Origin of the sequence: Salinispora vitiensis (assembly GCF_000378825.1) — a bacterium.
Classification (GTDB): Bacteria; Actinomycetota; Actinomycetes; order Mycobacteriales; family Micromonosporaceae; genus Micromonospora; species Micromonospora vitiensis.
Genome location: NZ_KB900388.1, coordinates 4,059,506 through 4,070,872, shown reverse-complemented (window position 1 = coordinate 4,070,872; position 11,367 = coordinate 4,059,506). Strand labels below are relative to the sequence as shown.

Below are 11,367 nucleotides of genomic sequence, written 5' to 3'. Positions count from 1 at the left end.
CATCCGGTGAACCGCGTGCAGCCACCCAAAAAAGCCGAGGTCACCTGGTCCGGCCGGCTTACCGACTCGCGTTCGGCCGCCGGCCCAGGTGGATGAGGAATTCGTTCTCCTCGACGAAGGTGTCGGTGTCGCTGTACCGGGCCAGGACGGCGCGGACCGCCTCGTCGAACTCGTGGAGCCGGTCGCCGAAGAGTTCCGGTTCGGCGAACGTGGTGGAGTGCAGGTAGCCGAGGATGCTGTTGGCCGTCCAGGTCCGGTGCACCGGTACGACGGTCTCCTCGACCCGGTTGAACGGCGAGTCGCGTAGGGCCTGCAGGTCTGGGCGGCGCTGCCCGTGGAACGTGCCACCACCCGCCCGACGTTGTTCGCCGAGAAATTCTTGGATGACCGCCCGGACCGCCAGTTCCCACTCGTTGTCGGCGACCCAGAAGCTCTTGTCGGCGAAGATGGCGACGGCGCCGTCCCGGCTGATCTGTGCGTCCAGTTGGTTCAGGACCCGCGCCTGATCGAGCCAGTGGAACGTCCGGCAGATCGTCACCAGGTCGGCCTGCCACCCGGCTGGCGGGGTGTACTCCTCCGCGGTGGATTCCTGGAGGCGCAGCTGGGCCTCGGCGGGTAGCCGCGGGCGGAGTGCGCTCTCGGCCGCGGTGAGCATCTCGGCGTCCGGGTCGATGCCGATGATGTCGTCGAACCGGTCCCGCAGCGCCTCCACCACGAGGCCGGTGCCGGTGCCGATGTCGAGCAGCCGTCGTGGCGAACCGGCGGGGACCGCGGCGTCCAGGACATCGGCCACCTCCGTCGGTATGTCCGGCCGGAACTGTCGGTAGAAACCGACAGTTCCATGGAAGATACTCATAGCTGCCTCCTTACGGCAAAGACGTAAGAACCATAGGCATTTGGCTGTTCCGGTAGCGGCGAAACGCACCAACCCGTTCCGGCCAGCCCGCCATCGGGGTTTGCGATCCGGACATCGGCCACCGCGGGATTCGATCGGGCAGATCGGGGAATCCCCGGCCGGTGCCGGACGTACTGACCAGCCTGCCGTGGCCCACCGGGCCGAGCATCGCCGTCTTCGGGGTGGCGGGGATCCTCACGGTGCTGGGCAGCATCCGCCTGGTCGCCCTCGGCGACACACTCGCCGACCGAACCGGCTGGGGTGAGGCGTTCTTCGGCGCCGTCTTCATCGGGCTGGCGACCTCGCTGTCCGGCATCGTGATGACCGCCGTCACCGCGGCGGCGGAGCAGCCGCAGCTCGGCTACAGCAACGCGGTCGGCGGGATCGCCGCCCAGACCACCGCGGTCGCCGTGGCGGACGCCTTCCACCGCCGGGCCAACCTGGAGCACGCCTCGGCATCGCTGTCGAACGTGCTCTTCGGGGTCCTGCTCATCGTGCTGCTCTCGCTGGTCCTGCTCGGCCGCTACGCACCGGATGTCACCGTGGCCGGCCTGCACCCCGCCTCAATCGCCCTGGTCGCCGCCTACCTCGGCGGCCTGCATCTGGTCCGCCGCTCCGGAGCCAGTCCGCTGTGGCGAGCCGTCGCCACCGCCGAGACCCTGCCGGACATCAGCCACGAGCACGGCAGCCTCGACCGGACCAGCTCCAGCCGGCTCTGGGTACGCTTCGCGGCGGTGGGTCTGCTGGTCGCGATGGGAGGGTGGGCGATCGCCCGGGCCGCCGAGAGCCTGGTCCTGGGCACCGGCCTGAGCGCGGGCTTCGTCGGGGCGATCCTGATGGGCGCGGTGAACGCCCTCCCGGAGACGGTCACGGCCGTGGCGGCGGTCCGCCGGGGCGCCCCGACCCTTGCCATCGCCGCCGTCCTCGGCGGCAACAGTCTGGACGCCCTCAACCTGGTCGTCGGCGACGTGGCCTACCGGGGCGGCTCGATCTACCACGCTGCCGGTGACGCTCAGCTCTTCGTGACAACCAGTGCGCTGTTCATGACGGCGATCCTGCTCGGCGGTCTGCTGGTGCGGCAGGCGTACGGCTGGGGGCGGCTCGGCTTCGAGGGCATCCTGCTGCTGACCAGCTACGCGGTGATGACCGTCATCCTGGCCACCTGACCGGCGCCCGGACAGCCGGACCGTCGAAGATGCGGAAGCTGTCGGCCGCGGCCCGGGTGGCGTCGCCGTCGCCGTCGCCAGGGGGCGGTGCGGGTCAGCGGCTCGTCGAGACCGGCGGGGGCGGCGTGGTTGGGCTGCCAGCATCGTGCTGCTCACCGTGACCGCCCAACACCAGCACGGCCAGCGCCGCTACCGCGGCCGCCCGCCGCGCGATCACCACACACCTCGACACCCTGACTCACCCCCGTTTCGCACCGCGACATCCCCGGCTGATGTCACGCCGCCGGACGGCGTTTTCCCTGGCAACGAGTGGACTCGACCAAGGGACACGTTCCGCCGCACGGCGGGGCGGTCCCGGCGACAACTGCCCCAGCGACACAGCAGTCCCGGCAGAACGCGTACCCGCCCGGCAGCGCCGCAAAACGGGCTGGCCGGGCGGGCTTGGGATGCTCCTCGCTACCGGAAACCCCGCAGCCGGAGACTGTTGGCGACCACGAAGACCGAGGAGAAAGCCATCGCGGCCCCGGCGATCATCGGGTTGAGCAGACCGGCCGCGGCCAGGGGAAGCGCCGCCACGTTGTAGGCGAACGCCCAGAACAGGTTGCCCTTGATGATCGCGAGGGTCCGCCGGGACAACCGGATGGCGTCGGCCGCGGCGGTCAGGTCCCCCCGCACGAGGGTCAGGTCGGACGCCTCGATCGCCACATCCGTACCGGTGCCCATCGCCAAGCCGAGGTCGGCCTGGGCCAACGCCGCCGCGTCGTTGACCCCGTCACCGACCATCGCCACCACCCGGCCCTCCCGCTGGAGCCGCTGGACCACCGCCACCTTCTCGGCGGGCAGCACCTCCGCGACCACCTCGTCGATCCCGACCTCGGCGGCGACCGCCCGGGCGACGGTCTCGTTGTCGCCGGTGAGCAACACCGGGTTCAGGCCCAGCTCCCGCAGTTGTCGGAGCGCGAGCGCGCTGGTCGGTCGGACCGCGTCGGCGACCGCGAGCAGCCCGCGGGCCCGCCCGTCCCAGGCCACCAGCACCGCCGTCGCACCGGCGTCCTGCGCCGTGGCACCGGCCGTCACCAGCTCCTCCGGTACGTCCAGTCCCCGCTCCCGCAGCAGTCGGAGCCGGCCGACCAGCACGCGGTGGCCCGCCACCACGCCCTCGACGCCCAGCCCTTCGAGGTTGGCGAAGTCGGTTACCGGCGGCAGGGGCCCCGCCTCGGCCGCACCCGTCGCGACCGCCTGGGCGATCGGATGCTCCGAGGCGGCCTCTAGGGCGCCGGCGAGCCGGAGCAGCTCGGCCCGCTCCACACCGCTCGCCGCGACCACGTCCACCAGGGTCATCCGGCCAGCGGTGACGGTCCCGGTCTTGTCCAGCACGACCGTGTCCACCGTCCGGGTGGACTCCAGCACCTCCGGCCCCTTGATCAGGATGCCGAGCTGTGCGCCCCGACCGGTGCCGACCAACAGCGCGGTGGGGGTGGCCAGGCCCAGGGCACAGGGGCAAGCGATGATCAGCACAGCTACCGTGGCGGTGAAGGCGGCGGTCGGGCCGGCGCCACTGCCCAGCCACCAGCCCAGGGTGGCGGCGGCGAGGGCGATCACGACGGGAACGAAGACCCCGGAGATCCGGTCGGCGAGCCGCTGCACGGCCGCCTTGCCGGACTGCGCGGCCTCCACCAGCCGGGCCAGCTGGGCGAGCTGCGTATCGCTGCCGACCCGGGTGGCTTTCACCACCAGCCGCCCACCGGCGTTGACGGTGGCGCCGATCACGGCGTCGCCGGCCCTGACCTCGACCGGCACGGATTCACCGGTGAGCATGCTGGCATCGACCGCAGAGCTGCCCGCCACCACCATCCCGTCGGTGGCGACCTTCTCACCGGGGCGCACCACGAACTGATCCCCCACCACCAGCTGGTCGATCGGGATGCGGGTCTCCACGTCACCGCGCAGCACCGCCACGTCCTTCGCACCCAGCTCCAGCAGGGTGCGCAGGGCGGCGCCGGCGGTGCGCTTCGCGCGCGCCTCGAAGTACCGGCCGGCGAGGATGAAGGTGGTGACGCCGGCCGCCGCCTCCAGGTAGATGTGGCCCGCACCGCCGCCGGAGACGATGGCGAAGCTGAACGGGTGGGTCATTCCGGGTACGCCGGCCGTACCGAGGAAGAGCGCCCAGAGCGACCAACCGAACGCGGCGAGGGTGCCCAGCGACACCAACGTGTCCATGGTCGCCGCGGCGTGCCGGAGGTTGACCCAGGCGGCCCGGTGAAACGGCAGGCCGCCCCAGACCACCACCGGGGCGGCCAGCGTCAACGACAGCCACTGCCAGTAGGTGAACTGCCACGGCGGCACCATCGCCAGCAGGATCACCGGGACGGTGAGCACGGCCGAGACCCAGAGCCGGTTAGCAAGCCCGCGCAGCTCGTCGGCCGGTTCGGCGGCGGGGGCCGCCGCGGCTGCCGGTGGCGGCGGTACGACGGCGGTGTAGCCGGTCTTCTCGACCGTGGCGATCAGGTCGTCCGGGGTCACCCCGTCGGCGTACGCGACCCGGGCCTTCTCGGTGGCGTAGTTCACCGTGGCGGTGACACCGGGCATCCGGTTCAGTTTCTTCTCGATGCGGGCGGCGCAGGAGGCGCAGGTCATCCCGCCGACCGACAGCTCGATCTGGTTGACGGCCCGCGGTTTCGGGCTGCTCGTGGTGGTCATCGCACTCCCTACCGGTCGGGCCCGCGCTCCGGGGGGTGGGACCCGGGGCCGGGGGCGTCATGCTCGGGGGCGTCGTGCTCTGGGTTGGCGGGCCCGGGTTCGTCGTGGTGAATCTCGACGGCTGGGCTGCCGGGGCCGGTCACCTGACCGACCCCGTACGCCGCGCCGAACACCACCGCGAGACCGAGCAGGAAGGCGGTGAGCTTCGTCGCCGTTTTCATGGGGGCCTCGGTCTCGACGCGGGTCAGGCGTCGACGAGGTCGTAGCCGGCCTCGTCGACCGCGGCGCGTACGGTCTCGGCCTCCATCGGGTGCTGGCTGGTGATGGTCAGCCGGCCAGCGGCCAGGTCGACCTGGACCTGCTCCACCCCCGGCAGCTCACCCACCTCGGCGCTGACCGCGGCTACGCAGTGCCCGCAGGTCATGCCCTGCACCTGGTATGTGGTGGTGACCATGGAAACCTCCCCTTCTGCACCCCCCGGGGTAATACCCCCCAGGGGTAACTATCAGCGACAGTAACATACCCCGGAGGGGTACGTTATTCTGATCCGCATGACCAGACCTGACCCCGCCCCGGTCCGCGGCTACACCGCCAGCAAGGACCAGCTACTCACCCGGCTGCGCCGGGTCGAGGGGCAGGTCCGGGGGATCGAGAAGATGGTCGAGGAGGATCGATACTGCATCGACGTCCTCACCCAGATCTCGGCGATCCAGGCCGCGCTGGATAAGGTGGCGCTCGGGCTGCTCGACGGGCACGCCCGGCACTGCCTGCGCGAGGGGGCGGCCGAGGGGCGGGCCGACGAGATGGCGACCGAGATGATGGCTGCCGTCGGGCGCCTGATGAAGCGCGGCTGACCGCCCCGTCCCGTTACTCGCCCGGTAGTCGTTGGGAGAATAAATGGGCGCCGACCACACCCGACCCGCTCCGTCCACCCCACCACGGGTGCGACGGATTCTCGTCGCGACGGTGGTCCCCCTACTCCTCGCCACCCTGGTCACCGCGGTGGCCCTCTGGCCGCGCGACACCCGCACGGCCGAGGCGGGCAGCGAGCCACCCCGCTACCACGGCACCGTCACGAAGGTGGTCACCGAGCCCTGCCCTCCCAGCCCGGAGGCGGCCGATCTCGGGCTGGGCACCGACGTCGGGCCCTGCGGCGAGGTGACCGTCCGCGTCGAGCAGGGGCCGGACGCCGGCCGGACGGTCAGCACACCGATTCCCGCTGGCCCGGGCGCCCCCGACATCACCGTCGACGACGAGATCATCCTGGTCGAGCTGACCGATCCCACCGACCCGACCACGAGCATGTACACCATCGCGGAGCACCAGCGGGGCAAGGCACTGCTGTGGCTGGTGGCGCTCTTCGCCGCCGCGATCGTGGCGTTCGGCCGCTGGCGGGGGCTCGCCGCCCTCGCCGGCCTGGCGGCGAGCTTCGCCGTCCTCCTGACGTTCGTCCTGCCGGGGATCAGCGCCGGTCAGTCGCCGCTACTGGTCGCGGTGGTCGGCGCCGCCCTGATCATGTTTGTGGTCCTGTACCTCACCCACGGCGTGACCGCGCAGACCTCGGTGGCGGTTCTCGGCACCCTGGGCAGCCTGATCCTCACCGGCCTCCTCGGCTCACTCGCCACCGCCGCCACCCGGCTGACCGGGTACGGCAGCGAGGAGGCGATCACGCTGTCGATCTTCCAGACCAACGTCGACCTACACGGCCTGCTGCTGGCCGGAATCATCATCGGCTCGCTCGGGGTACTGGACGATGTCACCGTCACCCAGGCCGCCACGGTGACCGAGCTGGCGAACGCCAACCCGGGGTTGTCCCGTCGCCAGCTCTACCGCTCCGCCACCCGGGTTGGTCGGGCGCACATCGCCTCCACGGTGAACACCATCGTGCTGGCGTACGCCGGAGCCTCCCTGCCGGTGCTACTCCTGCTGACCGCCGACTCACGGCCGGTGGGCCAGATCCTGACCAGCGAATTCCTCGCCCAGGAGATCGTCCGCAGCGCGGTGGCCACACTGGGGTTGATCGCCGCGGTCCCCCTCACCACCGGGCTCGCCGCCATCGTGACCACCGCCGGTCGCACCGCTGGTGGCATCGCCGGTGGCGAGTCGGGCGGGAGCACCGCGCCAGCGCCGCGACCACGCACCGCTCGCGTCGAGGTGCTGGAGGCGCTCAGCACCGCCCGGCCCGGCCCGGTCGCCTCCGGCGGCGATCGACGGACCGGCGGGGACCACAACACGGAAGACCCATGGTAAAAATACGCGGCGTAACGAACAGAACCCACGGGCCGACTAAACGGGGCCCATATCACCCAACGTGTCGACAATTTCGTGCGATAAGTCGAGTTTGGGGCGTAGCTCGACCAGATGACCGTCAGGTAACCTCGCTGCCGGTCACCGGCAAAGGCGCGTACCGGCACCTGCGGGACCACCGCCCAATCGCCGCGAGGCGAGCCGGGGATGCGGGCAGCCGGAGTACTGCTGCCCCATCAGGGCGCACCTACCGCCCCAACCCGTCAGCTCGCCCAGCCGGCGGTCAACGGAAGGGATCATTGTGACGGCACCCCTACGCCGCTGGTTGACGCCCGTGGCGGCCGTGCTCACCGCGCTGGCCGTGTTCGCCGGGCCGATCCCGGTGTCCGCCACCCCCACCACTCCCCCGCAGCCCTCGGGGCACGACGAGGAGGACGAGGAGCCGGAGTTCCTCGGTGAACTCATCGAGGTCCGCAACCGCGAGTACGTGAAGGCGAAGTCGCAGTTGGCGGAGTCCGAGGAGCGCCAGGTCGCCCTCGAGAAGGAGATCAAGAAGGCGGAGGCCGAGCTGAAGGAGCTCGCCCCCCAGGTGGCGGAGATCGCGACCCAGTCGTACAAGACGGGACGGGTCGGGGCGATATCGACATTGCTGGAAGCAGACACCCCCGACTCCTTCATCGCCCGGGCTACCGCGCTGGATGAGCTGAACCGCGTCAACGACCAGCGCATCAAGGAAGTCAACACGGTCAAGGTTCGCGCCGAGCAGGCCAAGGTGGGAGTCGACGAAGAGGTACGCAAGCAACAGAAGCTGGAGAGCGACCTCGAACGCGGCAAGCTCGAGGCGGAGAAGGCGCTCCGCCTCGTCGGCGGCACCGGGCTCACCGGCGGCCTGGTTGACGCGGAATCGCCGGTCGCCCGGGTCGCCCCGGGACGCAACTCGGACGGCAGCTGGCAGTCGCTGGGCTGCACCGAGAATGACCCGACCACCAGCGGCTGCATCACCGCGCGGACACTGCACATGTACAACGAGGTCAAGCGAGCCGGTTTTGACCGATTCGTCGGGTGCTACCGCTCGGGTGGGCCGTACGAGCACCCCAAGGGCCGGGCCTGTGACTGGTCGCTCCAGAACAGCGGGTTCAGCCCTTGGTACAACAACGACATGCGCATCTACGGCAACAACCTGACGGCATTCCTGGTCCGTAACGCCGACCGGCTCGGCATCTACTACGTGATCTGGAACCGGCAGATCTGGTTCCCGGCCAGTGGTTGGAAGTCGTACAGCGGCCCGTCGAACCACACCGACCACGTCCACGTGTCGTTGCTGTAGGACACCGACGACCTCGGGCCGGTGCCGCGTGATGCGCGGCACCGGCCCGTTGGCGTTTCTTGGGGACGGCTCAGGCGGGAGCGGACGCCTCCGCCCCGGCGCCGCCCGCCGGGGGTGCGCTCGGCGCCGCGAGCCCGACCTCCGTCACGGTCCGCACCGCGCCGGTGGTGAGCTGGTACGACATTCCCACGACCGCGCAGGTCCCGGCAGCCACCGCGGTAGCGACCGCCGCGGAGCGGTCCAGCAGCACGGCCACGGTCCGCTCGACATGGTGGTCCACGATCTGGTTGAGGTCGGTAACCCCGGCGGCCTCGGCCTCGCGGACGCTCGGCAGCACCGCCTCCACGACCGCACGAAGGTGCCCGGAGACCGGTGCGCCGGTGGCCTCAGCCGACCGGGCCGCCTGCACCGCGCCACAGGAGTCGTGCCCGAGCACCACCACCAGCGGGGCCCCCAGCGCGGTGACCGCGTACTCGACGCTGCCGAGCACCTCCGGCCCGATAGCCTGCCCGGCCGTGCGTACCACGAACAGGTCACCCAGCCCGCGGTCGAAGATGAGCTCAACCGCGAGTCGCGAGTCCGAACAGCCGAGGATCACCGCGAAGGGCTGCTGGCCCTCCGCCAGCGCGATCCGGCGGCCGGCGTCCTGGTGCGGGCGGTCCGGAGTTCCGGCGGCAAACCGCCGGTTACCGGCATGTAGCTCGGCGACCGCTGCGTGGGGGTCGACCGGCCGCTTCCGTAGATCGCCGGATTCACCGGCGGACCGCTGAGCTGCACCCGACTGCGCATCGGGTGTTTCGGGGCGATTCATGCCCTTACCTCATCCCTGTGGGAGGCCCCAACCTAAGGCCCGGAGTACGGGACCCTGGGCCGCATCCAACGCTCACATGAAGCAGAAAGCACGTCAAGGCATGCGTGATCTGCGCTTCATATGTTGACCGCGAAAGCCCCCCTCGGGCCGAGGAATGCCCACCGCTTCCGGCCCGTTGTAGCTCCGGAACCCGGAAAACTCCGGCGCCCCAGATCCCCGGACCGTCCGGGCCCCGGCCCGCCGTTCGTGCCGAGCGCCACGCGGTGCTTGCCGTCCCCCACCGGACGTCAGACCCCCAGAGGAGCCCGACCATGAGCACGATCACCCCCACCGACGGCCGCGCGGTCGCCGGGCTGCTGGTCACCGTCGATTATCAGGCCCAGCCCAACTTCTACTACTGCGGTCCGGCGGCGACCCGGATGGCGCTCTCCGCGCTGGGCCGGCAACTCCCGCAGGACGAGGTGGCCCAACGGCTCGGCACCACCCAGGCCGGCACGGACTCCCCCCTGGACGTCACCCGCGTCCTCAACGAGCTGGCCGGAGACACGTACCGAACCACCGAGATACCGGACACGACGGCCAAACCGGATGAGGTTCACCAGCTCCGCGAGGACATCCGGCACGCCCTGACACAGGGACGCGCGGTCGTGGCGAACGTCCGGGGAACCACGGTCGACACCGACGGCACCCCGCACTCGTACGAGGGAGGCCACTACCTGACGCTGGTGGGTTACCGCCCCCAGGACGACCTCCTCCGGGTCGCCGATCCGGCCGCACCGAAGCGCGAATACTGGATGGCCGTACCGAAAGTCGCCAACTGGATCGCCGAACGCGGCTACTCGTCCTGATCGTCGTCGGGCCGGCCTCCCCAGCGGGGAGACCGGCCCGTTCGGCGCGCACCGCGCCGAAACTTCGGATGCGTCAGTGTCAGCGTCAGCGGTTCTTGTCGCCCTCGCCGGTCCGGGACCGCATCATGTCCACGCCGCGATCGACGTGCTCCTTGTACCGGCCGCCGGTGCGCTCGTTGACCATGTCGCCGGCCTTCGCTATGCCCCGGTCGACCTGCTCGTCCTGCTTATCGACGTACTCCCTGGCCTGGTCCATGAATTTCTTCATGTCTCCTCCTAGGGTCGAGGTCTTGCACGTACGGCGTTCCCCGGCGCCCGGGAGCACAAACACGGACCGTGCCGGGACAACGCGCACCGGCCACGGGTCACCCAAGGTGATCGGTGAACCAGGTCGCCGCCGCTCGAGCCACCTCTTCCAGCGCACCGGGCTCCTCGAACAGATGCCCGGCGCCGGGGACCACCGTCAGCTCCGTCAACCCCGGCAGCGCCGCCCGAGCCTGCTCGTTCAGAGTGAGCACCTGATCGTCGCGGCCGCCCACCAGCAGTAGCGTCGGTGCTCGCACCCGGCCCAGCGCCGGGCCGGCAAGATCCGGCCGACCGCCCCGGGAAACCACCGCGCCAACCCCGTCCGGGCGCTCGGCGGCGGCCACCAGGGCGGCCGCGGCGCCGGTGCTGGCCCCGAAGAGCCCGATCGGCACCGCGCCCACCGGCTCTCCGGTGGCCAGCCAGTCGACGATCGCGGACAGCCTGCCGGCCAACCGGCCGATGTCGAACCGCAGCTGCGCGGTGCGCGCGTCGGCCACCTCCTCATCCGGGGTAAGCAGGTCCACCAGGACGGTGCCGAGCGCGCGACGATTGAGGAACTGCGCCACCGCGACATTCCGGGAACTCCGCCGCGAGCTGCCGCTGCCGTGTGCGAAGAGCACCACTCCGGCCGGCTCCGGCGGCACCCGGAGGTCAGCCGTCAGCTGGACGTCCCCCGCCGGAACCGACACCTCACTCCGTACGTCCACAACCCCGGTCCTTCCCACCCGTTCGCCTGCCATGCGTACGCCTCGGGGCCGGTCCGGTCCCGTTTCGCCAAGGCGGGCATCGGGTACCCGGCTGGTGCGGGCAGACCGTACCGGCGCGGGCAGTGCCGGTGATCGATCGGGAGGATCCCCATGGCGCAGCAGCGGGAGTCTCGGCAGCAGGCCGCCGAGCGGGAACAACGAAAGCGCGACGCGAACCGGAACCGGGACTGGGCGGACGAGGCGGCGCGGGCGCGTACCGCCGATGATCCGCGGGCGATGGCGCCGCGGGACGCCGGCGGCCGGCCCTCCCAGGGCAGGAAGCTGTGAGGTGCTGACCCCGGCCGGGTCCCGATCCGGTCC

Annotated in this window: 14 protein-coding genes; 6 read left to right on the top strand and 8 right to left on the bottom strand. The window is 71.0% G+C overall.

The features are described 5' to 3' along the window. Positions 1–58 precede the first annotated feature (58 nt). Complete coding sequence (locus tag SALPAC2_RS0119315; protein WP_018218282.1) at positions 59–856, bottom strand: class I SAM-dependent methyltransferase; 798 nt, start codon at positions 854–856, stop codon at positions 59–61. Positions 857–1,017: 161 nt separating this feature from the next. Between SALPAC2_RS0119315 and SALPAC2_RS0119310 the strand changes: the two genes are divergently transcribed. After that, the gene (locus SALPAC2_RS0119310; protein WP_018218281.1) at positions 1,018–2,061 is read left to right on the top strand and encodes a sodium:calcium antiporter; all 1,044 of its coding nucleotides are present in this window, start codon (positions 1,018–1,020) and stop codon (positions 2,059–2,061) included. Positions 2,062–2,155: 94 nt separating this feature from the next. Here SALPAC2_RS0119310 and SALPAC2_RS28235 read toward each other — a convergent pair whose 3' ends face one another. The 4 genes from SALPAC2_RS28235 to SALPAC2_RS0119290 form a co-directional block, all read right to left on the bottom strand. Then, entirely contained in the window at positions 2,156–2,278 is a 123-nt protein-coding gene (locus SALPAC2_RS28235) for a hypothetical protein (RefSeq protein WP_263404660.1), read from the bottom strand. 239 nt (positions 2,279–2,517) lie between these two features. Further along, positions 2,518–4,761: a heavy metal translocating P-type ATPase gene (locus SALPAC2_RS0119300; protein ID WP_018218280.1), complete on the bottom strand. Its 2,244-nt coding sequence runs from the start codon at positions 4,759–4,761 to the stop codon at positions 2,518–2,520. Positions 4,762–4,769: 8 nt separating this feature from the next. After that, positions 4,770–4,982, bottom strand: coding sequence for a hypothetical protein (locus SALPAC2_RS0119295; protein ID WP_018218279.1), 213 nt, complete (start codon positions 4,980–4,982; stop codon positions 4,770–4,772). Between the two features lie 23 nt (positions 4,983–5,005). Beyond that, positions 5,006–5,215 (bottom strand): heavy-metal-associated domain-containing protein, encoded by a 210-nt coding sequence (locus SALPAC2_RS0119290; protein ID WP_018218278.1) that lies wholly within the window; start codon positions 5,213–5,215, stop codon positions 5,006–5,008. A 97-nt stretch (positions 5,216–5,312) separates the two neighbouring features. Between SALPAC2_RS0119290 and SALPAC2_RS0119285 the strand changes: the two genes are divergently transcribed. The 3 genes from SALPAC2_RS0119285 (at position 5,313) to SALPAC2_RS0119275 (ending at position 8,335) form a co-directional block, all read left to right on the top strand. Next, positions 5,313–5,615, top strand: coding sequence for a metal-sensitive transcriptional regulator (locus SALPAC2_RS0119285; protein ID WP_018218277.1), 303 nt, complete (start codon positions 5,313–5,315; stop codon positions 5,613–5,615). A gap of 43 nt (positions 5,616–5,658) precedes the next feature. Beyond that, positions 5,659–7,011, top strand: a complete 1,353-nt coding sequence (locus SALPAC2_RS0119280) for a YibE/F family protein (RefSeq protein ID WP_018218276.1) — start codon at positions 5,659–5,661, stop codon at positions 7,009–7,011. A 298-nt stretch (positions 7,012–7,309) separates the two neighbouring features. Beyond that, a complete protein-coding gene (locus SALPAC2_RS0119275) occupies positions 7,310–8,335 on the top strand; it encodes a coiled-coil domain-containing protein (protein ID WP_026184904.1) in 1,026 nt (341 codons plus the stop codon). Positions 8,336–8,405: 70 nt separating this feature from the next. Here the strand turns inward: SALPAC2_RS0119275 and SALPAC2_RS0119270 are convergent, their stop codons facing one another. After that, positions 8,406–9,146, bottom strand: a complete 741-nt coding sequence (locus SALPAC2_RS0119270; RefSeq protein WP_018218274.1) for a carbonic anhydrase — start codon at positions 9,144–9,146, stop codon at positions 8,406–8,408. Between the two features lie 311 nt (positions 9,147–9,457). Between SALPAC2_RS0119270 and SALPAC2_RS0119265 the strand changes: the two genes are divergently transcribed. Beyond that, positions 9,458–9,994: a C39 family peptidase gene (locus SALPAC2_RS0119265; RefSeq protein ID WP_018218273.1), complete on the top strand. Its 537-nt coding sequence runs from the start codon at positions 9,458–9,460 to the stop codon at positions 9,992–9,994. A gap of 85 nt (positions 9,995–10,079) precedes the next feature. Here SALPAC2_RS0119265 and SALPAC2_RS0119260 read toward each other — a convergent pair whose 3' ends face one another. Continuing rightward, entirely contained in the window at positions 10,080–10,262 is a 183-nt protein-coding gene (locus SALPAC2_RS0119260) for an antitoxin (RefSeq protein ID WP_018218272.1), read from the bottom strand. Positions 10,263–10,359: 97 nt separating this feature from the next. Then, the gene (locus tag SALPAC2_RS0119255; RefSeq protein WP_018218271.1) at positions 10,360–11,007 is read right to left on the bottom strand and encodes a dienelactone hydrolase family protein; all 648 of its coding nucleotides are present in this window, start codon (positions 11,005–11,007) and stop codon (positions 10,360–10,362) included. Between the two features lie 150 nt (positions 11,008–11,157). Between SALPAC2_RS0119255 and SALPAC2_RS27600 the strand changes: the two genes are divergently transcribed. After that, positions 11,158–11,334, top strand: a complete 177-nt coding sequence (locus SALPAC2_RS27600) for a hypothetical protein (protein WP_018218270.1) — start codon at positions 11,158–11,160, stop codon at positions 11,332–11,334. The last annotated feature ends 33 nt before the right edge of the window (positions 11,335–11,367 follow it).

Bases quoted from the DNA above. Each gene is read 5' to 3' on its own strand.
- SALPAC2_RS0119315 (WP_018218282.1), bottom strand. From the start codon at position 856: ATGAGTATCTTCCATGGAACTGTCGGTTTCTACCGACAGTTCCGGCCG.
- SALPAC2_RS0119300 (WP_018218280.1), bottom strand. From the start codon at position 4,761: ATGACCACCACGAGCAGCCCGAAACCGCGGGCCGTCAACCAGATCGAG.
- SALPAC2_RS0119295 (WP_018218279.1), bottom strand. From the start codon at position 4,982: ATGAAAACGGCGACGAAGCTCACCGCCTTCCTGCTCGGTCTCGCGGTG.
- SALPAC2_RS0119290 (WP_018218278.1), bottom strand. From the start codon at position 5,215: ATGGTCACCACCACATACCAGGTGCAGGGCATGACCTGCGGGCACTGC.
- SALPAC2_RS0119285 (WP_018218277.1), top strand. From the start codon at position 5,313: ATGACCAGACCTGACCCCGCCCCGGTCCGCGGCTACACCGCCAGCAAG.
- SALPAC2_RS0119280 (WP_018218276.1), top strand. From the start codon at position 5,659: ATGGGCGCCGACCACACCCGACCCGCTCCGTCCACCCCACCACGGGTG.
- SALPAC2_RS0119270 (WP_018218274.1), bottom strand. From the start codon at position 9,146: ATGAATCGCCCCGAAACACCCGATGCGCAGTCGGGTGCAGCTCAGCGG.
- SALPAC2_RS0119265 (WP_018218273.1), top strand. From the start codon at position 9,458: ATGAGCACGATCACCCCCACCGACGGCCGCGCGGTCGCCGGGCTGCTG.
- SALPAC2_RS0119260 (WP_018218272.1), bottom strand. From the start codon at position 10,262: ATGAAGAAATTCATGGACCAGGCCAGGGAGTACGTCGATAAGCAGGAC.
- SALPAC2_RS27600 (WP_018218270.1), top strand. From the start codon at position 11,158: ATGGCGCAGCAGCGGGAGTCTCGGCAGCAGGCCGCCGAGCGGGAACAA.